We start from the raw sequence: 24896 nt of genomic DNA, 5'->3' as shown, positions 1-24896 counted from the left end.
AGGCGGGCTCAGGCCACCGGGACGACGCGGTAGCGGCGGTGGTCCAGCGACGGGTTCACCGCGCGCACGGCGGCGAGCGCCGCGGGGTCGAGGTCGACGGTGCGTAGCTCCGGCTCCGTGCCGAGCTCCGGCCCGACGACGCCGTCCGGGCCGACGACGAGCGACCGGCCCGTGACACCGCGCCCGGCCTGGCCGACCGCCACGACGACGACGGTGTTCTCGATCGCGCGCGCCGTCGCGAGGGTGCGCCAGTGGTGCTCCTTGAGCGGACCGGCCGCCCAGGCCGCCGGGACCACCAGCACGTCGGCTCCCGCGTCGACCGCGCGCCGCGCCGACTCGGGGAACCGCAGGTCGTAGCAGGTGAGCACTCCGAACCGCAGGCCGGCGACGTCGAGCGTCAGCGGCGCGGCGTCGACCGGCCCCGGCTCCAGCCGGTCGGACTCGCGGTGCCCGAACGCGTCGTACAGGTGCACCTTGCGGTACACCCCGGCGAGCGTGCCGACGGCGTCCACCGCGACGACGGCGTTCACCGCACGGTCAGCCCGGGACCCGGGGAGCATCGTGCCGGCGACCACCGCGACGCCGTGCGCCACGGCGCGTTCCCGCAGCAGCGAGACGAACGGCCCGTCGAGCGGCTCCGCGTGCTCCGGCCCGGTACCGCGCGGGTCGAAGCCCGAGGCGTACTCGGGCAGCACGAGCACGTCCGCGCGGGCTCGCGACGCGGTGTCGAAGGCCCGCCGGACCACCTCGCGGTTGGCGTCGTGGTCGTCGCTGACCCGCAGCTGGCCGAGCGTCACCCGCACGGCGGGCCGCACGGGCGGGTCGACGGTCACGGGCGGTCCCGGTCCTCGGGCGCGGGGCCGCCGTCGGCCGTTCCGAGAGCTGCTTCGCCCTCGGTGGCGGGCGCGTCGCCCTCGGCGGCGGGCCGGTCGCCCCCGGCCGCGGGCGCGCCACCGCCGGGCGCCGACGTACCGGCCCCGGCCGCCGCCTCGTCCTCCTCGAGCCTGCGGGCGTTGCGCTCGACGACGCGGAGGTGCCGCACCAACGAGAACGCCAGGGCGATCACCGCGGCCGCCACGGCGAAGGTCACCAGGAAGCCGAGCAGACCCGGCGACGTCTGGTCCTCCGGCGGGATCTCCACCGTGCCGGGCGACGGGGACGGCTCCGCGGCTCCCGGCACCCGGGCCGCGGCGGGCGCCGGGAGCACGGTGTGCAGCGCCTCGCCCAGCGCACCGCCCGCCTGCAGCACCGCGCCGTGGGCGACCGCGATCAGCGTCGCGGCGCTCATGCGCGGGCCTCGCGCACGCCGGCGAACAGGTCGTCCTCGGGCAGCGTGGTCGGCACCCGCGACTCGGCGAGCTCGTACTCCTCGTGCGGCCACACCTCCAGCTCGAGGTCGCGCGGCATCGCGAAGAAGAACCCCTCGGGGTCGATCTGCGTCGCGTGCGCACGCAGTGCGGCGTCCCGGGCGTCGAAGTACCCGCCGACGGGGACCAGCGTCGTCACCTCCCGCTCCGGGATCTCCCGCGCGGCACGGGACTCGACCCACTCGCCGAACGGCGACTCGAGACCCCGCGCGACCATCGCCTCGTGCGCGGCACGGATCCGGGCCATCGAGAAGCCGTGGTTGTAGTACAGCTTCAGCGGCGTCCACGGCTCGCCGGCACCGCGGTAGCGCTCCGGGTCCCCCGCCGCGTGGAACGCCTCCACCGCGACCCGGTGGGTCATCACGTGATCGGGGTGCGGGTAGCCGCCGGTCGGGTCGTACGTCGTCATGACGTGGGGGCGGAACTCGCGCACCAGCTCGACGAGCGGCCGCGCGGCGTCCTCGAGCGGCACCAGCGCGAAGCAGCCCTCGGGCAGCGGCGGCAGCGGGTCGCCCTCGGGGAGGCCCGAGTCGACGAAGCCCAGCCAGTGCTGCCGGACGCCCAGGGCCTGCGCGGCCGCGGCCATCTCGACGCGCCGCACCGCGCGCATGCCCTCGATGCCGCCCTCGACCGGCGGGTGGTGCGGGTTCAGCACGTCGCCCCGCTCGCCGCCGGTGCAGGTCACGACGAGCACGTCCACCCCCTCGGCGGCGTACCGGGCGGTCGTCGCGGCACCCTTGCTCGACTCGTCGTCCGGGTGGGCGTGCACGGCCATCAGGCGCAGCTGCTCGGTCACGTTCGCTCGTGGTCCTTCCCTCGGCGTCCGCCGGAGCCCGGCGGGCGGGAGACAATGATCTCTCACCCCACCGACACCGGCGCACCCCGGCGCCCGGCGGACCAGCAGGAGGAGCGCGTGACCGCAGACGCCGCCGCGACGCCGGTACCCCCGGAGGGCCGCTACGGACGCCCGCCGACGCCCCGGGGACGCCGGGCGACGCGGGCCGCCGTGGCGGTGCTCGCGGTCGTCGGCGTCGCGCTCGTGGTCTGGCTCGGCGTCGGGCAGGCGAGGACGCCGGTGCGCTGGGACGAGGTCGGGTTCCGCGTCGACGGACCCACCGCGACCGAGCTGACGTTCGACGTCACGAAGGCCCCCGGCACGACCGCGGTGTGCCAGGTGCAGGCACTGTCCGAGCGGTACGCCGAGGTCGGCGTCCGGACCGTCGAGGTCGGGCCGGCTGGGACGCGCACCCAGCGCGTCACGACGACGATCCCCACCGCCGAGCAGGCCGTGTCCGCCGTCGTGGAGTCCTGCGAGCCCGCCTGACGCCGGGCGGGCACCGGGCGGCACGACGCCGGACACCGGTCGGGCACCGGTCGGGCACCGGTCGGGCACCGCGCGGCACGACGCCGGACACCGTGCGGACCCGCACGCGCCGGGAGCCCGGCGTTGGTATGATTGCCGATTCATACGCCGCCCCCGGACCGACGTCGCCCGACGTCGCCGCAGGTCGACGCGACCACGAGACGGCGGCACACCCGTTCACGCACCTCGCGGGTCCGCGCACGCCTGACCGGGGACGACGCAGAGTGCACCCGCCCCGCCGGGGCGCGACACGCAGGGAAGGAGTGGACGTGACCGACACGACGCAGGCCGCCACCTGGCTGACGCAGGAGGCCTACGACCGCCTCAAGGCGGAGCTCGAGCACCTCGAGGGCCCCGGACGCGCCGAGGTCACCGAGCGCATCGCCGCCGCGCGTGACGAGGGCGACCTCAAGGAGAACGGGGGCTACCACGCGGCGCGCGAGGAGCAGGCCAAGCAGGAGGCCCGCATCCGCGAGCTCAAGGAGAAGCTGCGCAACGTGCAGATCGGCACCCCGCCGGACGACGGCGTCGTGGAGCCGGGCATGGTCGTGACCGCCGTGGTGGCGGGAGACGAGATGACGTTCCTCCTGGGCTCCCGCGAGATCGCCGGCAGCGCCGACATCGAGGTCTTCTCCCCCACGTCGCCGCTCGGCGCCTCCATCAACGGCCGCCAGGTCGGCGACACGGTGGCCTACACCGCGCCGAACGGCCGCGAGATCCCCGTCGAGATCAAGGCCGCGAAGCCCTTCGAGGGCTGACCCGCTCGACACCGCGAGGGCCCCGTCCGCACGCCGGACGGGGCCCTCGCTGCATCCCCGCCCGCCCGCGCCGGACCCGCGCGGTCGGCACGCCGGGCCGAGAGAGCGCGGCGAGGTCGGCACATCCAGGCGAGTTCGGCAGTCCTCGGTGCCGAACTCGCACCGGGAGTGCCGAACTCGCGCGATGGGGGGCGGGGTCAGTGCTCGGACAGGCGGAAGCCGGCGTCGCGGAGGCTCTGCAGGAGGCGCGCGCAGTGCTCGGGGCCCTTGGTCTCCACCTGGACCTCGATCTCGACCTCGTCGATCTCCAGGTCCACCCCGGTGCGGACGTGCGACACGTGCATGACGTTGCCGCCGGCGGACGCGAGCTCGCGCAGCAGACCCGCGAGCGCGCCCGGGGTGTCGTGGACGCGCACCCGCAGCTGCAGGTACCGGCCGGAGACGGCGAGCCCGTGGCGGACGACGCGGAGCAGCACGAGCGGGTCGATGTTCCCCCCGGACAGCACGACCACCACGGGCCCCTCGAGGTCCCCGGCCCCGGCGGCCATGACGGCGGCGACCCCGGCGGCCCCGGAGGGCTCGACGAGCAGCTTCGCCCGCTCCGCGACGAGCAGCAGCGCGCGGGACAGGTCCTCCTCGGAGACGGTGCGCACCTCGCAGGCGTGGCGCCGCAGCACGTCGAACGGCACCCGCCCGGGCGTGCCCACCGCGATCCCGTCCGCCATGGTGTGCAGCTCCGGTGCCGGCACCGGCTCCCCCGCGACGAGGGACGCCGGGTACGCCGCGGCACGGGCCGCCTGGACGCCGATCACCCGGACGTGGGGCGCCGCCTCGGCGACGACCGCCTGGATGCCCGCCGCCAGCCCGCCGCCGCCGAGCGGCACGACGATCGTCCGGACGTCCGGCACCTGCTCGAGGACCTCGAGCGCCAGCGTCCCCTGCCCGGCCACGATGTCGGCGTGGTCGAACGGGTGGATGAGCACCCGCCCGGTCCGGTCGGCCTCCGCCCGGGCGGCGACCAGCGCCTCGTCGACGCTGCGGCCGTGCGGGCGCACCTCGGCGCCGTACTCCTTGGTCGCCGCGATCTTCGGCAGGGCGGCGTCGACCGGCATGTACACGACGGCGTCGATCCCGAGCAGCTGCGCGGCGAGCGCGACCCCCTGCGCGTGGTTGCCGGCGCTCGCCGCGACGACACCCCGCGCCTTCTCCTCGGGGGACAGCCGGGACATGCGCACGTACGCGCCGCGGATCTTGAAGGACCCGGCCCGCTGCAGGTTCTCGCACTTGAGGTGCACCGGGACGCCCGCGACCTGCGACAGCGCCCGGGACGTCTCCACCGGCGTCCGTGTCGCCACCCCGTCCAGCAGGCGGGCGGCGACCCGGGCGTCCTCCAGGAAGCTCACCTCGGTCCGCTCAGCCACGGGAGTCCGCCCCGCCTGCCCCGCGCTGCGAGAACAGACCCGGTGGTCGCAGGTCGGGGTGGTCGTCCGTGCCGAGCTGCGGGAACTTGTCGTGCCCGTGCAGGTACAGCACGACGGTGTTCAGCACGGCGGCGATCGGCACGGCGAACAGGGCGCCGACGATGCCGGCCGCCATCGACCCGGCGGTCACGACCAGCAGCACCGCGACGGGGTGCAGCGACACCGCGTGGCCCATGAGGAACGGCTGGAGCACGTGCCCCTCGATCTGCTGCACCGCGAGCACCACGCCCAGCATGATCAGCGCGACGACCCAGCCCTTCGCGACGAGGGCGACCAGCACCGCGACGGCGCCGGTGGCGATCGCGCCGACGATCGGGATGAACGAGCCGACGAACACCAGCGTGGCCAGCGGCAGGGCGAGCGGCACCCCGAGGATCGCGGCGCCGAGGCCGATCCCGGTGGCGTCGACCAGGGCGACGAGGATCTGCGTGCGGGTGTAGCCGGACAGCGTGACGATGCCGCGGCGGCCGGCCTGGTGCACCCGCTCCCGCACGGACGACGGCAGCAGCCCGACCACCCAGGACCAGATGGTGCGGCCGTCGAGCAGGAAGAAGAACGTGCAGAACAGCGCGATCAGCGTGCCGGCGGCGACGTGCCCGACGGTCGTGGTCACCGACAGCGCGCCGGACAGCAGGGCGTCGGCGTTGGCGCTGAGCTGCTCCCGCCCCTGCTGCACCAGCTGGTCGAGCTGGACGGTGTCGATGCCGAGCGGCCCGTCCGACAGCCACGTGAGGGCCTCGTCGATGCCCTGGGACGCCTGGTCGGACAGGTCGCCGAACCCTGCCGCGATGGAGCGCCCGGCGATGACGACGAGCCCGGTGACGGCGGCGAGCAGGAGCAGCACGGAGGTGATCGAGGCCAGGGCGCGCGGGAAGCGGGCCGCCCGCCGCAGCCACCGGGCCACCGGCGTGAGCAGCACGGTCAGCAGCAGCGCGACGGCGACGGCCACGACGATCATCTGGAAGTACCCGACGAGCCACAGCGCGGCGGCCGCCGCAGCCACGATGAGCAGGAACCGCCACGACCACGCGGCGGCGGCGCGCACGGACGGCGTCACCGACTGCTCGGCGCTCCAGCCGCGGGGCGTCGCGCCGGACGTCAGGTCGCCCTCGTGGAGCACCGGCGCCGGCTCGGCGGCGACGGCCCGGCGGCTCCGCGCCCGGCTGCGCCAGCCCCGCCCGGGCAGGCCCGGCGCGCTCACGCGAGCGCCTGCGCGAGGTCGGCGAGCAGGTCGGCCTCGTCCTCGATGCCGACGGACAGCCGGACGAGGTCGTCGGGGACCTCCAGGTCGGTGCCGACGACGGAGCCGTGCGTCATGCGGGCCGGCAGCTCGATGAGCGACTCGACGCCGCCCAGCGACTCCGCGAGCGTGAACACGCGGGTGCGGGCGCAGACCTGGGCGGCGCGCTCGGCGCTGCCGGCGCGGAACGACACCATGCCGCCGAAGCCGGACATCTGGCGCGCGGCGACGGCGTGGTCGGGGTGCGAGTCCAGGCCCGGGTACAGCACGTCGCCGACGTCGTCGCGGCCGGAGAGGAACCGCGCCACCGCGGCGGCGTTCGCGCAGTGCCGGTCCATCCGCACCGCGAGCGTCTTGAGGCCGCGCAGCGTCAGCCACGCGTCGAACGGACCCGCGACCGCGCCGGACGCGTTCTGGTGGAACGCCACAGCGTCGGCCAGCGCCGTCGTGCCGGTCGGCCCCTCGAGGCCCACCGGCAGCTGCGCCCCGTCGGCGACGACCAGCGCCCCGCCGACGACGTCGGAGTGGCCGCCGATGTACTTGGTGGTGGAGTGCACGACGACGTCCGCCCCGAGCGCGATCGGCTGCTGCAGGTACGGGGTCGCGAAGGTGTTGTCGACGACGAGCACCGCGCCGGCCGCCCGCGCGTGGGCCGCGAGCGCCGCGATGTCGGAGACGCCGAGCAGCGGGTTGGTCGGCGTCTCCACCCACACCAGCTTCGTCTGCCCCGGCCGGATCGCGGCCAGCACGGCGTCCGGGTCGGACAGGCCCACCGGCGTGTGCTCGACGCCCCACGGGCCGAACACACGCGCGATGAGGCGGTACGTGCCGCCGTACGCGTCGTCCGGGACCACGACGTGGTCGCCGGGCCGCAGCACCGCGCGCAGCAGCGTGTCCTCCGCCGCGAGCCCGGACGCGAACGCGAAGCCCGCGCCGCCGCCCTCGGCCGCCCGGAGCGCCTCCTCGAGCGCCGCGCGCGTCGGGTTGCCCGAGCGGGAGTACTCGTACCCGCCGCGCAGCCCGCCGACCCCGTCCTGCTTGTAGGTCGAGACCTGGTAGATCGGCGTCACCACCGCTCCCGTCGCGCCGTCCGGCTCCTGCCCGGCGTGGATGGCCCGCGTCGCGAAGCCGGCCCCGGACCAGTCGCCGTCGTCGGTGTGCGCGGCGAGGTCGCCGGATCCGGGCAGCGTGGGGTGCGTCTCGTCAGTCACAGGGTCAGGCTAGGCGCTCGGGAGGCCGGGGAACACGCGGGCGCGCGGCCCGGTTGAGAGCGTCGGACCCGAGGAAGGGAGTCACCATGAGCTGGCTGTTCGGATCTGCTCTCGCCGCCACGATGGTCACGCCGGAGCGCGCCCTGCGCGGCCGCGAGGACTACGCCTACACCGTGCCCGCCACGCACACCGTGCTCGGCACGCCCCTGCGCGGGCCGTGGCCGGAGGGCACCCGCACGATCACGCTGGGGCTGGGCTGCTTCTGGGGCGCGGAGCGCGTCTTCTGGCAGCTGCCCGGCGTCGTCGCCACGTCGGTCGGCTACCAGGGCGGCTACACGCCGTACCCGACGTACGAGGAGGTGTGCACCGGGCTGACCGGGCACGCCGAGGTCGTGCAGGTCGCCTACGACACGTCGGTGGTGTCGGACGCGGACGTGCTGCGCACGTTCTGGGAGTCGCACGACCCGACGCAGGGGTTCCGGCAGGGCAACGACCGCGGCACGCAGTACCGGTCGACGGTCTACCCGACCACGCCGGAGCAGGAGGTCGCCGCACGCGAGACGCTCGCGGCCTACCAGGAGCGGCTGACCCGCGCCGGGTACGGCGAGATCACCACGGAGGTGCGTCCCGCGGCCGAGGCCGGGCCGTACTACTACGCCGAGGACTACCACCAGCAGTACCTCGACAAGAACCCGAACGGGTACTGCGGGCTCGGTGGGACCGGCGTGTCCTGCCCGCGGCCGCTGGACGCCTGACCGCAGGCGGCAGCACCACGACGCCGCGGCGTCCGGGGGTCGGGAACGGCCCCGGGCGCTGCGGCGTCCGCGTACCGTGACCTGGTGTGACGAAGGTCGACGAGCACCGCGCCGCGCTGCGTGCACTGCCGCCCGAGCAGGTGCGCGGCTACCTCACGCAGCACTCCGGGCTGCCGGGGCCCCGGGGGAACCTCGAGGCGATGGGGGCCTTCGCCGACGTCGCGCCCGCCCCCCTGGTGCTCGCGCTCGCGGACGACCCGGACGAGTACCTGCGCTGCTGCGGCACCGTCGGCGCGGGGCGGCTGCTCGTCGAGGCACTGGCGGCCGGGGACGACGGCGGCGCGCGCGAGCTGCTCGCGCTGCTGCACGACCGTGCCGCGGACCCGCTGTGGCGCGTGCGCGAGGCGACGGCGATGGCCCTGCAGCGGCTCGGCGACGACCGGCCCGCGGACCTGCGGACGACCGTCGCCGCCTGGGCCGCGGACGCCCACCCGCTGGTGCGCCGCGCGGCGGTCGCGGGCGTGTGCGAACCCCGGCTGCTGCGCGACCCGGCGACGGCGGCCGCCACCCTGTCGGCGTGCGCGACGGCCACCGACGCGCTCGCCGCCCTGCCCGCCGGCGCGCGGCGTGACCCCGACGTCCGCACGCTGCGCCAGGCACTCGGGTACTGCTGGAGCGTGGCCGTCGCGGGAGACCCCGGGGCCGGCCTGCCCGCCTTCGCCGACCTGCGGGCGTCCGCGGACCCGGACGTCGCGTGGGTCGTGCGCGAGAACGAGAAGAAGAGCCGGCTGCGCCGGCTGCTGCGCTGACGAGCCGTCCGAGGAGACCCGTGCCACCCGTGCCTCCAGCCGCCCCCGTCCCCGCCCGCGGGGCCGTGCGCACCGCCGCGGAGCCCGGCTCGCCGAGCGACCGCGCCGCCGCACGCCGCGACCGCCGCCGGGCCGGCACCGCTCTCGCCCTGGTGCTGCCCGCGCTGCTCGCCGGGGGAGGCTGCGGACCGGAGACCGCGCGACCTCCCGCCGCGGAGGTCGCGACCGCCCCCGACTGCCTCGCGACCGACGTCCTGTGGGAACTGGGCCTGACGCCGCCGGAGGGCCACGACCGCCCGGCCCCCGCGGCGGGGTCGGTCCCCGGGGGGTTCCTCCCTGTCTCGGCCGTGCACTGCCGCGGCCCGCTCGACGGACCGGTGCAGCTCGTGGAACCGACCGCACCCGGTGGCGGCGCGGAGCCGGCGCCGGGTCTCCTGTCCGTGCCCGAGAGCGACGCCGTCGACCTCGGGGACCTCCCCGCGGTGCCGGAGGCCCCCGACCCGGGCCGCGCGGCCGTCACGGTCACGGAGGTCGAGCTGGCCGGCGACCTCGGTCCCCTGCTCGCGCAGCTCGCGCGCCCGAGCCGGGTCGCCGGACCGGACCAGGCCTGCACCGCGATGTGGCAGTCGCAGCCGCAGGTCTACCTGGTGGACGCCGACGGCAGGGCCGTGCGGGTGCAGTGGCCGTCCGACGAGTGCGGGTACCCGCTGGACGGCGTCACGTCCCCGTTGGCGGTGCTGCGGGCGGTCGGCACCCGCGTCCTGGTGGCCGAGCCGGCCTGACGGCGCGTCAGTCCGTGGCGGCGAACGCGCGCAGCGCGATGCCGACCGCGTGCTGGAACAGCCGCTCGCGCTCGTCCGCGTCGAGCTCGGCCGCCTGGAACGTGAAGTCGGAGATGGACAGCAGCGCCAGGGCCTCCGCCTTCTCCCGGTCGGCCGCCGCGTACAGCCCGGCGGCCTCCATCTCCACGGCGAGCGTGCCGTGGTCGACGAGCTGCTGCATGAGCTGCGGCCGGTCCGCGTAGAACACGTCGGACGTCAGCACCGGCCCGGCGTGGACGCGGGCCCCCTCGACGTCGCGCGCGGCGGCGACCGCGGCGGACGCGAGCGCGAAGCTCGGGGCGTGGGAGTAGTGCAGCCCCGGCAGCCGGTTGGCGCTGACGCCGGAGTCGGTGTGCGCGGCGGTGGCGACCACGACGTCGCCGAGCTCGAGGTGCCGCTGCATGCCGCCCGCCGTGCCGATGCGGATGATCCGCCGCACGCCGTAGAACCGGAACAGCTCGGTGGCGTAGATCGAGATGGACGGCACGCCCATCCCGGAGGCCATCACGGACACCGGCCGGCCCTGCCAGGTCCCCGTCCAGCCGACGACGCCGCGCACCTCGGTCACCAGCCGGGCGTCGTCCAGGACCGTCTCCGCGATCCGGGTGGCGCGCCGCGGGTCGCCCGGCATGAGGACGTCCGGGGCGAAGTCGCCGGGCTGGGCGGAGATGTGCGGGGTGGGCATGGGGGTCTCCTGGTCGGGGCGGAGCGGGGGCCGGGCGGGTCCGGACGCCGCGCCGCCGCCCTCCGGGTGCGGGCGGGCGGCGGCGCGACGACGGGCGGAGGCGTCAGCGGGTGCCGACGATGTCGACGACGAACACCAGGGTGTCGCCGCCGCGGATGCCGGCCTGCGGCACACCGCGGTCGCCGTAGCCCAGGTGCGGCGGGATCGACAGCAGCACGCGCGAGCCGACGGGCTGTCCGACGAGGCCCTCGTCCCAGCCGCCGATGACGGCGCCGACACCGATCGGGAACGAGATCGAGGAGCCGCGGTCGTACGAGTTGTCGAACACGTGGCCGCCCCAGGTCTGGCCCAGGTAGTGCACCTCGAGGTCGTCACCGGCCTCGACGAGCGCGCCGTCCCCGGGAGCGAGGACGACGACCTCGAGCTCGGCGGGCGCGTCGCCCTCGGGGAACGTCAGGGTCGGCTTCTCGCCGAACGATCCGGTGGCCTCGGGCAGGGTGGACATGACGTCTCCTCGGTCGTGGGCTGAACTCCCCCATCCTGCCCGCTCCCGTGCCCTCCCTGCGAACCCGGGAGACCGGCCGCCCCGGCGCGGACGGGTTAGCGTCGTCCCGGCGGGCGAGGGGCGCGCGCCGGACGGGAGCACCGATGTCGCTGACCACCTGGGCCGGGAACCTCACCTACGGCGCCGCGCGCGTGCACGAGCCGCGCACGGTCGAGCAGGTGCAGGAGGTGGTCGCCGGCGCGCGACGGGTGCGGGCGCTCGGGACGCGGCACTGCTTCAACGGCCTCGCCGACACGGAGCACGACCTGGTCCGCCTGGACGCCCTCGACCCGGACGTCCGCGTCGACGCCGGTGCCCGGACCGTGACGGTCACGGCAGGCACCCGGTACGGCGCCCTGGCGCGCGTCCTGCACGCGCAGGGCTGGGCGCTGCACGACCTCGCGTCGCTGCCGCACATCTCGGTGGCCGGGGCGGTGGCGACCGCCACCCACGGGTCGGGTGACCGGTCCCGGAACCTCGCCGCGGCCGTCGCGGCGGTCGACCTCGTGGCCGCGGACGGCACGCTGCGGCACGTCGCCCGCGGCCACGACGACTTCGCCGGTGTCGTGGTGGGACTCGGTGCGCTCGGGGTCGTCGTGCGGGTCACGCTCGACGTGGAGCCGACGTACGACGTGGCGCAGGAGGTCCACACCGACCTGCCGTGGGACGTCGTGCTGGAGCACCTGGACGACGTGACCGCCTCGGCGGACTCGGTCAGCCTGTTCACCGACTGGACCGGACCCGCGGTGCAGCAGGTCTGGCGCAAGACCCGCCTGCCCGCCGGTGGCGGCTACGAGCGACGCACCGAGCTGTTCGGGGCCCGCCCCGCGCCCGGCCCGCTGCACCCCCTGCCCGGCATCGACCCCGTCCACTGCACCGAGCAGCTCGGCGTCCCCGGCCCCTGGCACGAGCGGCTGCCGCACTTCCGGCTGAAGTTCACCCCGAGCAACGGCGACGAGCTGCAGTCCGAGTACCTGGTGCCCCGGTCGCGGGCAGCCGAGGCGTTCGAGGCGCTGCGAGCCCTCGCCCCCGTCGTCACGCCGCTGCTCCAGGTCTCGGAGGTCCGCACCGTCGCGGGCGACGATCTGTGGCTCAGCACGGCGTCCGGCGGCGACCGGGTCGCCCTGCACTTCACGTGGCACCCGCGGCAGGCCGAGGTCGAGGCCGTCCTCCCCCGCATCGAGGCCGCGCTGGCCCCGCTCGGCGCGCGCCCGCACTGGGGCAAGCTGTTCGCCTCGCTGGTCGCCCCGGGCTCGGACCCCCGCGCGCTCTACCCCCGGCTGGACGACTTCCGCGCGCTGGTGGCGCGCACGGACCCGGAGGGCACGTTCCGCAACGCGTTCGTCGACCGCCACGTCCTGGGGGCGTGAGGGGTCGGGCCCGACCCGGCCGCGGGCGGCGCACCGCCCGCGGCCGGGAAGGTCACCCGAGTGCCACGCCGGTGGCGCCCGCGTTCGTCACGGTCACCCACCCCGCGGTGAGCGGACCCTCCTTGACGGAGACCTGACCGGACGCGCTGCGCACGGCGACCCGGTCGTCGTACAGGTCGAGCTCGACCTTGGTCGTCGACAGGGTCACCCACTGCGCCGTGACCGGACCGTCCTTCACGTAGACGGCCCCGGAGGTCGAGAGCACGCCGATCCGGCTGCCGGCGAGCACCACGTCGGCGCCCCCGGTCGTGACCGTGGTCCAGCCCGCGGTGACGGCACCCTCCTTGACCTGGACGGCACCCGACTTCTGCACGACCGCGATGCGGTCCGCGCCGAGGTCGAAGGTGGACACGCTCGTGGCCACCTTGGTCCACATCGCCTCGAGCGGGCCGTCCTTCACCCACAGCGTCCCCTGGGTGTCCAGGACGCCCACCCGCTCGGCGTCGAGGGCGACCTGCGTACCCGGCGACTGGACGGCGACCCAGGGTGCACTGACGGGCCCGTCCTTGACGAACACCGTGCCGTTGGTGTCGACCACCCCGATCCGGTCACCGGAGAGGTCGAACGACGCGACGCCGCGGTACACGAGAGTCCACGTACCGGTCAGCGACTCGCCCTCCTTCACGTACAGGTCGCCCCCGGTCGTGAGCATGGCGACGCGGTCACCCTCGACGGCGCTCGTCGCGACCGCCGACGCGACCGTCGTCCAGCTGCCCGTGAGGGGCCCCTGCTTGACGGAGAGCGATCCGGAACCGTCCACCACGGCGACACGGTCGTAGGTGGTGGGGAGCACCGGCGCCTGGGTCGGCGCGTCGTCGCGGATGCCGGTGTAGCGCCACGCCTGGTAGCCCTGCCCCGCCATGGCGGCCATCGAGTACGTGGTCTTGCGGGCGGTCAGGTTCCAGTTCGGCTGCTCGTACACCCAGGCCGCCGTGCGGGAACCGTCGGTCCACCCGGCGAAGATGCGGGCGTGGACCCCCGGCCGCAGCAGCATGTCCCCAGGGGCCAGCTCCCCGAAGCCCCCGAGCCGGACGCTGACGTTCGGCAGCGTCCGCGTGCTGAGCGAGCTCCCGAGGTGCCACGCCATCGACACCATGCCGGAGCAGTCTTGGCGGTAGAGCCGGCCGTCCGGGTCCGGGTGGGACGCACTCTGGCTGTACGGGACCTGCCGGTCGACCCAGAACTGCGCGCGGGCCAGGACCTCAGCCCGGTTGATCGGGCCTCCGACGTCGGAGGCCCGGGCCTCCGATCCGGTCGTGATCGTCAGCCACGCCGTGAGAAGCAGGACCGCAAGAAGAGCTGCGATCACTCGTCGGGGCGGTCGGATCGTGAAGCTGGTGGGCATGTCATTCCCCCTTCACTCGGGTATCTCCCGAGGTCAGGGGCACCGTAGCGACGGCGGACGCGCCGGCGGGCGCGAACGCCGGCAGGTTCACGCGACCGGCGGCAGGTCGACACGCGCGCCGGTCAGCGCGCCAGGAACGCCAGCAGGTCGTGCCGGGTGAGGACGCCCACCGGCACGCCGTCGTCCACCACCATGAGCGCGTCGTGCTTCTGGAGCGCCTCACGCGCCGAGCCGACCGTCTCGCCTGACCCGATGAGCGGCAGCGGCGCCGACATGTGCCGGTCGACGCGGTCCGACAGCGCCGCGGCGCCCGAGAACACGGCGTCCAGCAGCTCGCGCTCGGAGACGGCACCGGCGACCTCGCCGATCTTCACGGGTGGCTCGGCCCCGACGACCGGCATCTGCGAGACGCCGTACTCCTGGAGGATCTCGATGGCGTCCCGGACCGTCTCGTTGGGGTGCGTGTGGACGAGCGCCGGCACGCTGCCGTCCTTCGTCCGCAGCACGTCGCCGACGGTGGCGCCCTCGCCCGCGTCGAGGAACCCGTAGGACCGCATCCAGCGGTCGTTGAAGATCTTCGACAGGTAGCCCTTGCCGCTGTCCGGCAGCAGCACCACGATCACGGCGCGGGCCGCCGCCTGCGGGTCCTCCTCCTCGAGGCGGCGGGCCAGGCGCAGCGCGCCCTCGACGGCCATGCCGCAGGACCCGCCGACCAGCAGCGCCTCCTCGCGGGCCAGGCGCCGGGTCATCGCGAACGAGTCCGCGTCGGACACGGCGATGATCTCGTCCGGCACCGCCGGGTCGTACGCGGTCGGCCAGAAGTCCTCGCCGACGCCCTCCACCAGGTACGGCCGGCCGTCGCCGCCGGAGTACACCGAGCCCTGCGGGTCGATGCCGACCACGCGCACCGGCCCGCCGTCCGCCGCCGGGCGGTCCGCCGAGACGTCGTGCAGGTAGCGGCCGGTGCCGGTGATGGTGCCGCCGGTCCCGACGCCCGCGACGAAGTGCGTGACCCGGCCGTCGGTGTCCGCCCAGATCTCCGGGCCGGTCGAGTCGTAGTGGCTCGCGGGGCCGTTGACGTTGGCGTACTGGTTGGGCTTCCAGGCGCCCTCGATCTCGGTCACCAGCCGGTCGGACACCGAGTAGTAGGAGTCCGGGTGGTCCGGCGGGACGGCCGTGGGGGTGACGACGACCTCGGCGCCGTACGCGCGCAGCACGTCGCGCTTGTCCTCCGAGACCTTGTCCGGGCACACGAACACGCAGCGGTAGCCCTTGCGCTGGGCGACGAGCGCCAGACCGACGCCCGTGTTGCCGCTGGTCGGCTCGACGATGGTGCCGCCGGGCCGCAGCTCGCCGGAGGCCTCGGCCGCCTCGATCATCCGCAGGGCGATGCGGTCCTTGGCGGACCCGCCCGGGTTGAAGTACTCGACCTTGGCCAGGACGGTGGCGGACAGGCCGGCGGTCACGGCGTTGAGGCGGACCAGCGGCGTGTTGCCGACGAGGTCGGAGACGTGCTGCGCGTACTTCACGGGGCTCCAGACGGCCGAGGGGGTGGCGGGGACGTGCGACGGCCCCGTCGCACCAGCCTAGGGCCGGGCGGCGGGGCCGTCGTGGGGGTGGTGTCAGTCGCGGCCCTGGAGGATCGCGAGGATCCGCAGGATCTCCAGGTACAGCCAGACGAGCGTGACGATGAGGCCGAACGCCGCGGACCAGGCGAACTTGTTCGGCACGCCCTGCTCGACGCCGCGCTTGATGGCGTCGAAGTCCATGATGAGGCTCGCGGCGGCCAGGCCGACCGCGAACAGACCGGCGATGACGCCGATCGGGCCGTTGCGCAGCGGGCCGAAGCCGTCGCTCGCGACGAAGAACATCATGACGACGTTGACCAGCGAGTACGCCAGGTAGCCGACCATCGCGATGAGCAGCCAGCGCGTGAACTTCGGGGTGACGCGGACGCGGCCGGACTTGAACAGGAACAGCGCGGCACCGAAGGTGGCGAACGTGGCGATGATCGCCTGCATGACGATCGGCTGCACGTTGCCGGTGACGTCGGTCGTCATGTTCTGGAACGCCAGGCTGATCCCGCCGAGGAACACGCCCTGCGCCACCGTGTACAGCGTGATGAGCACGGGGCTCGGCTCGCGCTTGAACGCGTTGACGAGGCCGAGCACCAGGCCGACGACCGCACCGATCGGCCAGATGCCGGGCGCCAGGTTCCAGGTGGCGGCGGCGACGACGACGAGCAGCGCGAGCAGCCCGCCGGTCTTGACGATGACGTCGTCGTAGGTGAGGCGGCGGGTGTCGCGCGTGGTCGCGGACGGCGCGCCGTACATCTGCTCGAGCGTCGACGCCTCGACGACCGGGCCCGTCTGGCCGAGGGTGCCCGTCGGGGCACCCTGCTGCGGGCGGGCGGCCCGGTTCCCGCGGGCGCGCGGGTCGCCGAAGACGGCGCTGTTGTTGAACACCGGGTTGCTCATCGGTCCTCCAGGGTCGGTTCGAGATCGAGCCGGCAGTGGTTCACCACCCTAGAACGCCACGCCGCCTCCGGAAGTTCCCGCGGCGCACGACGCGACCTGCGCGGGAGCCCGGACCGGACCGGGTCATCCGTGAGGAGGACCCGCGTCGTCCGCCCGGCCGAGCGCAGGGCCGGACGGGTTCGGCCGCGCGACCGTTCCGCGCGGGCACACGGGTCCGTACGGTCGTGACGTACCGGAACCCACCAGTGAGGACACCATGATCGAGGCACGAGGACTGACCAAGAGGTACGGCAGCAAGACCGCCGTCGCCGGCATCGACTTCACCGTGCAGCCGGGCAAGGTCACGGGCTTCCTCGGCCCGAACGGCGCCGGGAAGTCCACGACCATGCGGATGATCATGGGGCTGGACCGCCCGACCGCCGGCACCGTCACCGTCAACGGCCGCCCGTACGCGCAGCACCGTTCCCCGCTGACGGAGGTCGGCGCGCTGCTCGACGCGAAGGCGGTGCACTCGGGCCGCTCCGCGACCAACCACCTGCGGGCGGTCGCCGCGACCCACGGCATCGGTCGCAAGCGCGTCGACGAGGTCATCGAGATGACCGGCCTGCAGGGCGTCGCCGGCAAGCGGGTCGGCGGGTTCTCGCTCGGCATGGGCCAGCGGCTCGGCATCGCGGCGGCGCTCCTCGGCGACCCGCGCACCCTCATCCTCGACGAGCCGGTCAACGGCCTCGACCCCGAGGGCGTCCTGTGGGTCCGCAACCTCGTCAAGCACCTGGCCGGCGAGGGCCGCACGGTGTTCCTGTCCTCCCACCTCATGAGCGAGATGGCGCTGACGGCCGACCACATCCTCGTGATCGGCCGCGGCCGGATCATCGCGGACGCCCCCGTGGCGGACATCGTGGCCGGCGCGTCCGGCGCGTCCGTCCGGGTCCGCAGCCCCCAGGCGGCGCAGCTCGCGGACCTGCTCCGCGGCCCCGACACCACCGTGACCTCCGTCGAGGCGGGCCTGCTGGAGATCGCGGGCGCCACGGCCCCGGCCGTCGGCGAGCTCGCCGCGCAGCACGGCCTGGTGCTGCACGAGCTCACGCCCGTGTCCGCGTCGCTGGAGGCGGCCTACATGTCGCTGACCGCCGACGACGTCGAGTACCACTCCGACCCCGCGGCCCTCGCCGCCACGACCAGCCAGGAGGCCCGGCGATGAGCGCCACCGCCACTGTCCCCGCCGCCCGCCGCGGCTCGCCCCACGTCTCCGGCGACGTCCGCGTCACGTTCCCGCGGCTGGTCCGCTCGGAGTGGATCAAGCTCTGGACGGTCCGCTCGACGTGGTGGGTGCTGCCCATCACCGTGCTCGCGATGGCCGGCATCGCCTGGATGGTCGCCTACTTCGGCACCCAGGAGGCGACTGACGGCGCCGAGGTGGTCCTCGGCGCGTCCACCGCGGCGGTCGTGGTCAGCGGCCTGCAGCTCGCTCAGCTCGCGATCTGCGTGCTCGCGGTGCTGACGATCACCGGCGAGTACACGACCGGCATGATCCGCAGCACGCTGACCGCGGCACCGACGCGCACGCCCGCGCTGCTGGCGAAGGCGCTCGTCGTGGTGGTCGTGGCCTGGGTGACCGGCCTGGTGGCGACGCTCGCGTCGTGGGCCGTCACGTACCCGGTGCTGGGCGAGCAGCTCCGCGTCGACCTCGACGACGCCGTGAACCAGCGCATCCTGGTCGGCGCGCCGCTCTACCTCGCGGCGATCGCGCTGCTCGCGTACGGCATCGGCGCGCTCCTGCGGCACTCGGCCGGCGCGCTCGCCACCGTGCTGGGCCTGCTGCTGGTGGTCGAGAGCGTCTTCGCGCTGGTGCCGTGGACCTTCTTCCAGAAGGTCAGCCCGTACCTGCCGATGTCCGCCGGGTCGCAGCTCGTGCAGAACGGCGGCCCCGACGCGACGCTGTCCCCCTGGGAGGGCTTCGGGGTGCTGGTGGCCTGGGGCGTGGTCGCCCTCGCCGCCGCGCTGGTGCTCGCGAAGCGCCGCGACGCCTGACCCGGCCGCACCCGTGGCAGGGTGGCCCCGTCCCGCTCCGGCGGGGCGGGGCCGCCGCCGTCCCGGCCCCGCCCGATCCGCCCGCCACCCCCCGGAGGTCCCGCTGAGCCAGAGCCCGAGCCAGACGCCGGACACCGCTCCCGCCGGCTTCACCGAGCTCGACGCGCGTCGGCTCGGCCGCGTCCGGCGGTTCTTCGCGCAGCGCCCGGTGGCGTCCGACGTGCTGGTCTGCCTGGTGTACGCGGTCGCCGTGGTGGGAGAGGCCGGGCCGCAGGACGTCAGCGGGTTGCTGCTGGCCGGCCGGCCCGCGGCCGCGCTGTCGCTCGTGCTCGCCGTGCTCGGCGTCGCCGTGCTGGCGGTGCGGCGGCGCTGGCCCGTCCGCGTGGCGCTCGCCATGGCCGCGCTCGGCGTGCTGCACGTGCTGGTCGCCGGGCACGTGGGGGCGTTCGACCTCGGCTTCGCGCTGGCGCTCTACGTCGTCGCCGCGAGCCGGCCGCAGCGGTTCGCCTGGTCGGTCCTGGGGATCGCGTCCGTGACGGTGGTCGGGGCGCTGCTGCTGTGGGGCGGGCGACCGGATCCCACACCGGGCACGGTGACGGTGGCGACGGCCGAGGGCACCGAGGTCCGTCCGCTGCCCGAGCCGGTCGTGACCTCCGACGCGCCGAGCTTCCTGCTGGTCGGGCTCGGGGCGTTCGCGATCGGGGCGAACGTGCGCGCGCGCCGCCTGCACACCCGGGCCCTGGTCGACCGTCACCAGCAGCTGGTCGATGCCGGCGAGCAGCACGCCAAGCTCGCGGCGGCCGCCGAGCAGGCCCGGATCGCACGCGAGATGCACGACGTCGTCGCGCACGGCCTGACCGTGATGATCGCACTGTCGGACGGCGCGCGGGTCGCGGTGCGGCGGTCCCCGGACGACGCGGTGGCCGCGCTCGACCTGCTCTCGGAGACCGGCCGCTCCGCACTGGCCGACATGCGGCGGATGCTCGGCGTGCTGCGCGGCGCCGACGTGCCGCTCGAGCCGCAGCCCGGCACGCACGACCTGGAGTCGCTGGCGCAGCAGTTCCGCGCCGCGGGCCTCACGGTCCACCTGACGACGGCGGGTCCGGCGCTCCCGGCGGACGCCGGCCTGGCGCTCACCGTCTACCGCGTGGTCCAGGAGTCGCTGACGAACGCGCTGCGCCACGCCGGCAGCGGCGCGCGGGTGGACGTGCTCGTGCGGCACGGCGCGGGCCGCATCGGGATCGAGGTCGTGGACGACGGCGGCGCGGACCCTGCCACCGAGGCGGATCCGGAGCCGGGCCGGCGCGCGCGCCTGAGCGGGCGGCTCGCGGAGCGGCTCGAGGACCCGCTGGGGACCAACACCGACGCCGGCGGCACCGAGGCGCTCGTGCCGGACCAGCCCGTCCGGACCGGCCGCGGGCTGGTCGGCATGCGGGAGCGCGCCGCGGTCTACGGTGGCTCCGTGGCGGCGGGGCCGTACCGGGGCGGCTGGCGGGTGCACGTGGAGCTCCGCACCGAGGACTCCGGGGCCGCCACCACCACCGACGAGCACGACGAGGAGCGCACGTGAGCAGCACCGGGGACGCGACAGGGCCCGGCACCGGGCCGGCGGTCGGGACCCCGGGCGGCGCACCCGGACCGGTCCGCGTGCTCCTGGTGGACGACCAGCCGCTGCTGCGCATGGGCTTCCGGCTGGTGCTCGACGACGAGGACGACCTCACGGTCGTGGGCGAGGCCGGGGACGGCGCCGAGGCGCTGCAGCAGGTCGCCGCCCTGCAGCCCGACGTCGTGCTCATGGACGTCCGGATGCCCGGGACGAACGGCATCGAGGCGACCCAGCGGATCGTCGCGTCCGGGTCGCCGTCCCGCGTGCTCATCCTCACGACGTTCGACCTGGACGAGTACGCGTTCGCGGCGCTGCGCGCCGGGGCCAGCGGCTTCCTCCTCAAGGACCCCCGCCCGGCGGAGCTCACGGACGCGATCCGGGCGGTCGCGACCGGGGACGCCGTGGTCTCCCCACGGGTCACCCGCCGGATGCTCGAGCTGTTCGCGGAGGAGCTGCCCAGCGCAGTGGCCGACGCCGCCCGGCCGCGCGACGACGCCCGGCTCGCCGAGCTCACGCAACGCGAGCGCGAGGTGCTGCTGGCCGTGGCCGAGGGGCTGTCGAACGCGGAGGTCGCGCAGCGGCTGTTCCTGTCGGAGGCCACCGTCAAGACGCACGTCGGGCGCATCCTGGCGAAGCTGGGCGTGCGCGACCGGGTGCAGGCCGTGGTGTTCGCGTACGAGTCGGGCCTGGTCGGGCGCTGACGGCTCAGGCCTCGCCGACGGCCTCCTCCGGCGTGCCCTCCACGGCGCGCGCCGCGCGGTCCCAGGCGCGCCACGTCAGGCGCTCCCCCACCGCGCCGGCCATCGCCTGCCCCTTCCGGGCGAACACCGCGACGCCGAGCAGCAGCACGCCCGCGCCGAGCCAGTACGGGGCGGTCGGGCTGACGGGGTGCAGCAGGCCGGCGATGACCGGCGCGGGTGCCGCGAAGCCCCACCGCACGAGGTTGAACGCCGCGGTCGTCGTGCGCCGCTCGGCTCCGCCGATGCCGAGCGCGAGGTCCGTCAGGTTGGCGTTGGCGATGCCCATGCAGACGCCCGCGAGCACGAGGACGACGACGGACTCCGCGGTCCCTGCGCTCGTGGCCAGCAGCACGAGCGCGACGAGCAGGCCGCCCACGGCGACGCCGACCGTGGCGACGGCGCCGACGCGGTGCGCGAGCCGGTGCCCGACCACGAGGATGCCGACGGCGAGGCCGACGCCCCACGCCGTGAACACCAGCCCGAGCGGGATGACGCCGAGGCCGAGGAACACGGGCGTGTAGCCGAGCACCACGAAGAACACGAAGTTGTAGGCCGCGGTCACGGCGCACAGCGCGCGGAACGCGGGCCGGCGGTAGGGCTGCAGGACGTCGCGCAGCCGCAGCGGCGTCGGCGGGTCCTGCGGGTCACGCAGCCGGGTGACCGACATCGCGAGCGCCAGCAGCATGAGCACGCCGCAGGCCGCGAACGGCACGCGCCACGAGATCTGGCCGAGCAGCCCGCCGATCAGCGGGCCGACGGCGAAGCCCAGGCCGACGCAGGTCTCGAAGAGCTCGACCACCCACTCCCGGTCCGTCGCGAGCGCGACCAGCAGCACCATCGCGGTCGCGAAGAACATGGCGTTGCCGAGGCCCCACAGGCCGCGCAGCACGGCGAGCTGGGCGATGGAGCCGGACAGGGCGGCCAGCACCGAGGCGACCGCGACGACGGTCACGCCGGTCGCGAGCACCGCGCGGTACCCGAACCGCCCGGTGGCGATGACGGCGGGGATCATGCCGACCGCCATCACGATGAGGTACGCCGTGAACAGCAGCTCGATCTGCCACGTGGAGGCGCCGATCTCCGTGCCGATGACGGGCAGGATCGGGTCCACCACGGCGATGCCGGCGATGGCGAAGAAGGCCGTCAGGGCGGTGGCGTAGATCGCGGTGCGGTGCGGTTCGTGGTGCCGGCTGGGCATACGTCTCCTGGGGAAGGGGTTCGTCGAGGGGTTTATCTGTACTATACAGCCATCTGTCACCGGGGCACGTGGCAGACTGCCGACGCCGACCACGAGGGACCCGAGGTGACCATGCAGCAGCCCGCCGACGACGTGCGCACGATCGAGGCCCAGGTCGCGATGCTGCTCCGCCTCGCGGACCGCACCCGCCGGGCCGGCGCGCGCGCCCGCGGGGAGATCGAGCGGTCCGCCTACCTCGTGCTCTCCGTGCTGGCCGCCCAGGGGACCGCCAGCGTCAACGCGATCGCCGACGCCCTCCGCCTCGACCCCTCGACCGTCACACGGCAGGTGCTGGCCATGGAGCAGGCCGGCCAGGTGCGGCGCACCGCCGACCCCGGGGACGGGCGCGTGACGCTGGTCGCCGCCACGGATGCCGGGCTGGCAGCGCTCGCGACGACGCGGGACGTCCGGGCGCGCCTGTACGCCGAGGTGCTCGACGGCTGGCCCGAGGACGACCGGACGGAGCTCGCGCGGCTGCTGACGCGCCTCAACGCGGACATCGACACCTGGGGCCGGGCGCACCCCGTGCGCTGACCGCGCGCGGACGCCCCGGGCCGGCAGATGCGCCGGGCACGTGACGGGGCCCCGCACCAGCACCTACGCTCGTCACCGGCGGTCGACACCCCCGGGGCCGCCTCCCCCCGGCGCCGTCCGGCGCCCGGCACCCCCACCGGAAGTGCCCCGTGACCTCTCCCGACCCCGCAGCCGCGCCCGCCGGCCCTCCCCGCAAGGGGCGGACCGCGCTGCGCGCTGTCGTGCTGCGCACCCAGCACCTCACGCCCGCGATGGTCCGCGTGACGCTCGGTGGGCCCGGCCTCGCAGGCTTCGCGCCGTCGGCGGCCGCGGACTCCTACGTGAAGCTCGTGTTCCTGCCCGGCGTCGGCCGCACGGTCACCGGCGCTGACGCCCTCGCGCTGTGGACCACGCCCGAGGGCGTCGTCGACCTGGCGGCCGCCCGGGAGGCCCTGCCGCCCGAGCACCAACCCCGCCTGCGCACGTACACGGTGCGCGCGTGGGACGACCTGGAGCTGACCCTGACCCTCGACGTCGTCGTCCACGGCACCGCCGGCCTCGCCGGCCCGTGGGCCGCGACCGCCGCGCCCGGGGACGAGATCGCGGTGGTCGGACCGGGCGGCGGGTACAGCCCGGACCTGGGCGCCGACCACCACCTGCTCGTCGGCGACGCGTCCGCGCTGCCCGCCGTCGCGGTCGCGCTCGAGCGGCTCGGGGACTCCGCGTCGGGGATCGCCGTGCTCGAGGTGACCGACCGCGGCGAGGAGGTCGCGCTGCACGTGCCGGACGGCGTGGCGCTGCGCTGGGTGCACGCCGGCGAGGCCGCACCCGGCACCCGACTGGTGGAGGCCGTGCGCGGTCTGCCGTGGCCCGACGGCCGGGTGCACGCGTTCGTGCACGGGGAGGCCGGGGCGGTGCGCGACCTCCGGCGGTACCTGCGGGTCGAGCGCCGACTGCCCGCCGCCGACCTGTCGATCTCCGGCTACTGGCGCCTCGGCACGGACGACGAGGGCTGGCGGGCCGCCAAGCGCGACTGGCTCCGGGGCATCGAGGAGTCGGAGTCGGCCGCAGGCCTCGACTGATCCCCCACCGGCGCGTCGAGGCTCCCGGGGGACCCCGGAGCCCGCAGGACCGTGCTCAGGCGCCCGGCGCCAGGTGCCACGGACGCGCCGGGTCCGTCGCCCGCGGGTCCGCGGCCAGCCGCACCGCGTAGGTCGCCGGCGGCGGGCCGTCCGGCACCGGCCCCAGGTACTCGTGCCCCGTGAGCCGGCACCACGCCGGCAGGTCGACCGGCGCGACCGGGTCGGACGTCGTCAGGTGCACGACCGTGCCGGCCGCCAGCTCGCGCGCGCGGTCGCGCAGGAGCACCAGGAGGCGGGCGCAGCCCAGGTCGCCGCCGTCGATGTGGACCGTCACGAGGCGTGACCGTACCAAGTCCCGCGGGCCGCCCGGCGGTCGACGAGCGCGCGAGCTCCCGTGCTGTCGCGCCGGGCGGGTCAGCGCCGGTGCCCGGTCACGCCACGTCGCGCGGAGCCGGGACCACGCCCGGCGCCGGCACGGCCCCGGCGACCAGCCCGGCGGCCACCTCGCGGGTGTCGCGGTGGGTGGCGGCGTCCCGCAGGTAGGCCAGCGCCTCGGCCGCGTCGCACTGCCGCTGCGCCATCACGACCCCCACCGCCCGGTCGATGAGCGGCTGGGACCGGCTGCACGCCAGCAGGTCGTCCATCGTGTGCGCGAGCGCGATCACCTCGTCACGGGCCCGCACCACCGACGCGATGCCCTCGGCGAGGCCCGCGGCCCGCTCCGCCACCTCGTCCCAGCCGGCCGGGCGGCGCCCGTACAGCGACAGGTGCACGGTCACGTCGCGGTGCTCCCCCGCGACCACAGCCGCGGACCGGTAGCCCTGCACCCGGCACGCGTGCGCCCACACCGGCCACCGCCGCTGCACGTCGGGGTCCGCCAGGTCCGGCAGCAGCACGGGGTCACCGGTCAGCCGCACCTGGTAGCGCGGGCCCCGCCGCGGCCGGTCCTGCGCACCGTCGCAGCGCGCCGCGCCGACCGACGACGCCGCCAGCCACCGGTCCACACCCCGCACCGTCGCGGTGGCGCAGGCGTGCGCGTCCTCGACCCCGGCGGTGCGACCCGCCCGGTCGGTGAGCGTCTGGATGAGCGCGTCCAGCGAGGCGTCGGCGTGCAGCCGGACGGCCTCGTCGTGACCGGGCATCGGGTCCCCCCGCGAGCTCGCGCCGGCCTGCGCGCCGCTGCACAGGGGGTCAGGATGGCGCTCTCCGGCGCGGTGCGCCACCGGAGAGCGCTCGCCGCGTCCGGGCTGCACGCCCCGGCGGCCGTGCGAGCGGCACTGGCACGAGGACGTGGGGGGCTCCGGGTCGAGCTCGAGGTGCCCCCGGCGGGGGTCGAACCCACACTGTGCCGGGTTTAAGCCGGCTGCCTCTGCCGGTTGGGCTACGGGGGCCGGGGCCATC

General features: G+C 75.6%; 26 protein-coding genes and 1 tRNA gene. 12 read left to right on the top strand and 15 right to left on the bottom strand.

The window, feature by feature from the left end; all coding sequences use genetic code 11:
• Positions 1-8: 8 nt before the first annotated feature.
• The 3 genes from K5O09_RS04145 to mca are packed head-to-tail and all read right to left on the bottom strand — an operon-like array spanning position 9 to position 2142.
• Positions 9-833 (bottom strand): nitrilase-related carbon-nitrogen hydrolase, encoded by an 825-nt coding sequence (locus K5O09_RS04145; protein ID WP_255596095.1) that lies wholly within the window; start codon positions 831-833, stop codon positions 9-11.
• Complete coding sequence (locus K5O09_RS04140; RefSeq protein WP_222171573.1) at positions 830-1288, bottom strand: hypothetical protein; 459 nt, start codon at positions 1286-1288, stop codon at positions 830-832. Before K5O09_RS04140 ends, K5O09_RS04145 begins: the two co-directional genes overlap by 4 nt.
• On the bottom strand, positions 1285-2142 hold the full coding sequence (gene mca, locus K5O09_RS04135; protein WP_222172577.1) for a mycothiol conjugate amidase Mca: 858 nt from the start codon (positions 2140-2142) through the stop codon (positions 1285-1287). The genes K5O09_RS04140 and mca overlap by 4 nt, the downstream gene beginning before the upstream one ends.
• Before the next feature lie 138 nt (positions 2143-2280).
• Here mca and K5O09_RS04130 point away from each other — a divergent pair, with 138 nt between their 5' ends.
• Together K5O09_RS04130 and greA are read left to right on the top strand one after the other, a co-directional pair.
• Positions 2281-2691 carry a DUF4307 domain-containing protein gene (locus K5O09_RS04130; RefSeq protein WP_255596094.1) on the top strand — a complete coding sequence of 137 codons (411 nt, stop codon included), beginning with the start codon at positions 2281-2283 and terminating at the stop codon, positions 2689-2691.
• 308 nt (positions 2692-2999) lie between these two features.
• Positions 3000-3488 (top strand): transcription elongation factor GreA, encoded by a 489-nt coding sequence (gene greA, locus K5O09_RS04125; protein ID WP_222171571.1) that lies wholly within the window; start codon positions 3000-3002, stop codon positions 3486-3488.
• Between the two features lie 197 nt (positions 3489-3685).
• On the opposite strand, the gene ilvA is transcribed toward greA, so the two are convergent.
• Genes ilvA through K5O09_RS04110 form a run of 3 tightly spaced genes read right to left on the bottom strand, consistent with a single transcriptional unit; the run spans position 3686 to position 7396 of the window.
• Positions 3686-4909 carry a threonine ammonia-lyase gene (gene ilvA, locus K5O09_RS04120; protein WP_370635518.1) on the bottom strand — a complete coding sequence of 408 codons (1224 nt, stop codon included), beginning with the start codon at positions 4907-4909 and terminating at the stop codon, positions 3686-3688.
• Positions 4902-6170, bottom strand: a complete 1269-nt coding sequence (locus tag K5O09_RS04115; RefSeq protein WP_370635517.1) for an AI-2E family transporter — start codon at positions 6168-6170, stop codon at positions 4902-4904. The genes ilvA and K5O09_RS04115 overlap by 8 nt, the downstream gene beginning before the upstream one ends.
• Positions 6167-7396 carry a cystathionine gamma-synthase gene (locus tag K5O09_RS04110; protein ID WP_222172574.1) on the bottom strand — a complete coding sequence of 410 codons (1230 nt, stop codon included), beginning with the start codon at positions 7394-7396 and terminating at the stop codon, positions 6167-6169. Before K5O09_RS04110 ends, K5O09_RS04115 begins: the two co-directional genes overlap by 4 nt.
• 110 nt (positions 7397-7506) lie before the next feature.
• On the opposite strand from K5O09_RS04110, the gene msrA reads away from it, so the two are divergent.
• The 3 genes from msrA to K5O09_RS04095 all read left to right on the top strand — a co-directional run bounded on the left by msrA (position 7507) and on the right by K5O09_RS04095 (position 9766).
• Entirely contained in the window at positions 7507-8175 is a 669-nt protein-coding gene (gene msrA / locus K5O09_RS04105; protein WP_222171570.1) for a peptide-methionine (S)-S-oxide reductase MsrA, read from the top strand.
• Between the two features lie 86 nt (positions 8176-8261).
• Positions 8262-8984, top strand: a complete 723-nt coding sequence (locus tag K5O09_RS04100) for a HEAT repeat domain-containing protein (RefSeq protein ID WP_222171569.1) — start codon at positions 8262-8264, stop codon at positions 8982-8984.
• 20 nt (positions 8985-9004) lie between these two features.
• Entirely contained in the window at positions 9005-9766 is a 762-nt protein-coding gene (locus tag K5O09_RS04095) for a hypothetical protein (RefSeq protein WP_222171568.1), read from the top strand.
• Between the two features lie 7 nt (positions 9767-9773).
• Here K5O09_RS04095 and deoD read toward each other — a convergent pair whose 3' ends face one another.
• Together deoD and K5O09_RS04085 are read right to left on the bottom strand one after the other, a co-directional pair.
• Positions 9774-10490: a purine-nucleoside phosphorylase gene (gene deoD / locus K5O09_RS04090; RefSeq protein WP_222171567.1), complete on the bottom strand. Its 717-nt coding sequence runs from the start codon at positions 10488-10490 to the stop codon at positions 9774-9776.
• Positions 10491-10593: 103 nt separating this feature from the next.
• Positions 10594-10995 carry an FKBP-type peptidyl-prolyl cis-trans isomerase gene (locus tag K5O09_RS04085; protein ID WP_222171566.1) on the bottom strand — a complete coding sequence of 134 codons (402 nt, stop codon included), beginning with the start codon at positions 10993-10995 and terminating at the stop codon, positions 10594-10596.
• 143 nt (positions 10996-11138) lie between these two features.
• On the opposite strand from K5O09_RS04085, the gene K5O09_RS04080 reads away from it, so the two are divergent.
• Entirely contained in the window at positions 11139-12404 is a 1266-nt protein-coding gene (locus tag K5O09_RS04080; RefSeq protein WP_222171565.1) for an FAD-binding protein, read from the top strand.
• 52 nt (positions 12405-12456) lie between these two features.
• Here the strand turns inward: K5O09_RS04080 and K5O09_RS04075 are convergent, their stop codons facing one another.
• From K5O09_RS04075 to K5O09_RS04065, 3 genes are all read right to left on the bottom strand, one after another.
• Entirely contained in the window at positions 12457-13809 is a 1353-nt protein-coding gene (locus tag K5O09_RS04075; RefSeq protein ID WP_222171564.1) for a hypothetical protein, read from the bottom strand.
• Positions 13810-13931: 122 nt separating this feature from the next.
• Positions 13932-15338, bottom strand: a complete 1407-nt coding sequence (locus tag K5O09_RS04070; protein ID WP_222171563.1) for a cystathionine beta-synthase — start codon at positions 15336-15338, stop codon at positions 13932-13934.
• Between the two features lie 93 nt (positions 15339-15431).
• Entirely contained in the window at positions 15432-16286 is an 855-nt protein-coding gene (locus K5O09_RS04065; protein ID WP_222171562.1) for a Bax inhibitor-1/YccA family protein, read from the bottom strand.
• Between the two features lie 256 nt (positions 16287-16542).
• On the opposite strand from K5O09_RS04065, the gene K5O09_RS04060 reads away from it, so the two are divergent.
• The 4 genes from K5O09_RS04060 (at position 16543) to K5O09_RS04045 (ending at position 20624) form a co-directional block, all read left to right on the top strand.
• Positions 16543-17487 (top strand): ABC transporter ATP-binding protein, encoded by a 945-nt coding sequence (locus K5O09_RS04060; protein WP_222171561.1) that lies wholly within the window; start codon positions 16543-16545, stop codon positions 17485-17487.
• Positions 17484-18317: an ABC transporter permease subunit gene (locus tag K5O09_RS04055; RefSeq protein ID WP_222171560.1), complete on the top strand. Its 834-nt coding sequence runs from the start codon at positions 17484-17486 to the stop codon at positions 18315-18317. Before K5O09_RS04060 ends, K5O09_RS04055 begins: the two co-directional genes overlap by 4 nt.
• Positions 18318-18330: 13 nt before the next feature.
• Positions 18331-19887 carry a histidine kinase gene (locus K5O09_RS04050; RefSeq protein WP_222171559.1) on the top strand — a complete coding sequence of 519 codons (1557 nt, stop codon included), beginning with the start codon at positions 18331-18333 and terminating at the stop codon, positions 19885-19887.
• 110 nt (positions 19888-19997) lie between these two features.
• A complete protein-coding gene (locus tag K5O09_RS04045) occupies positions 19998-20624 on the top strand; it encodes a response regulator transcription factor (RefSeq protein ID WP_222172573.1) in 627 nt (208 codons plus the stop codon).
• Positions 20625-20628: 4 nt separating this feature from the next.
• Here K5O09_RS04045 and K5O09_RS04040 read toward each other — a convergent pair whose 3' ends face one another.
• The gene (locus K5O09_RS04040; RefSeq protein WP_222171558.1) at positions 20629-21861 is read right to left on the bottom strand and encodes an MFS transporter; all 1233 of its coding nucleotides are present in this window, start codon (positions 21859-21861) and stop codon (positions 20629-20631) included.
• A 111-nt stretch (positions 21862-21972) separates the two neighbouring features.
• On the opposite strand from K5O09_RS04040, the gene K5O09_RS04035 reads away from it, so the two are divergent.
• Positions 21973-22434 carry a MarR family winged helix-turn-helix transcriptional regulator gene (locus tag K5O09_RS04035; protein ID WP_222172572.1) on the top strand — a complete coding sequence of 154 codons (462 nt, stop codon included), beginning with the start codon at positions 21973-21975 and terminating at the stop codon, positions 22432-22434.
• Between the two features lie 149 nt (positions 22435-22583).
• The gene (locus K5O09_RS04030) at positions 22584-23495 is read left to right on the top strand and encodes a siderophore-interacting protein (protein WP_255596089.1); all 912 of its coding nucleotides are present in this window, start codon (positions 22584-22586) and stop codon (positions 23493-23495) included.
• A 55-nt stretch (positions 23496-23550) separates the two neighbouring features.
• On the opposite strand, the gene K5O09_RS04025 is transcribed toward K5O09_RS04030, so the two are convergent.
• From K5O09_RS04025 to K5O09_RS04015, 3 genes are all read right to left on the bottom strand, one after another.
• The gene (locus tag K5O09_RS04025) at positions 23551-23829 is read right to left on the bottom strand and encodes a sulfurtransferase TusA family protein (protein WP_255596087.1); all 279 of its coding nucleotides are present in this window, start codon (positions 23827-23829) and stop codon (positions 23551-23553) included.
• 97 nt (positions 23830-23926) lie between these two features.
• Positions 23927-24637, bottom strand: coding sequence for an ANTAR domain-containing protein (locus tag K5O09_RS04020; RefSeq protein ID WP_222171556.1), 711 nt, complete (start codon positions 24635-24637; stop codon positions 23927-23929).
• A gap of 175 nt (positions 24638-24812) precedes the next feature.
• Positions 24813-24886 (bottom strand) — tRNA-Leu (locus K5O09_RS04015).
• Positions 24887-24896: the final 10 nt, after the last annotated feature.

Origin of the sequence: Cellulomonas sp. C5510 (genome assembly GCF_019797765.1) — a bacterium.
Taxonomy (GTDB): domain Bacteria; phylum Actinomycetota; class Actinomycetes; order Actinomycetales; family Cellulomonadaceae; genus Cellulomonas.
This window is presented reverse-complemented; position numbering and strand designations above follow the sequence as displayed.